The organism is Halalkalibacter flavus, from assembly GCF_036663575.1.
Lineage (GTDB): Bacteria > Bacillota > Bacilli > Bacillales > Bacillaceae_D > Halalkalibacter > Halalkalibacter flavus.
Genome location: NZ_JAWRVK010000244.1, coordinates 1 through 270, shown reverse-complemented (window position 1 = coordinate 270; position 270 = coordinate 1). Strand labels below are relative to the sequence as shown.

The window sequence follows — 270 nt, the reverse complement described above, 5'->3', positions numbered from 1 at the left end:
ATTGTGAGAGAAGTTTGCATATCAGGATCCTCGGCGGTCCATGCCTTCAGCTTCTCAGATAAATCAGCCGCTCCACTGCCATGGGCAGCTTCCCAGAGCAGCCTTATGTTCCTCGTCTCAGGGGAAGGGGTCTGCGGAAGAGACTCAAAGATTGGTCTCGCCCAGTCAACTTCGGATTTCAGAATGGCAAATTTTATGACAGCTTCTTTTGTCGCAAGACTAGGCTCGAGGTTGTCGGATATCGGGCATTCGTACATCGTCTTGACCGCA

1 protein-coding gene is annotated in these 270 nt (G+C 51.1%); it reads right to left on the bottom strand.

From position 1 onward, the window contains the following. The coding region (locus SAY88_RS25105; protein WP_332635147.1) for a hypothetical protein at positions 1-270 on the bottom strand (270 nt) is incomplete at both ends.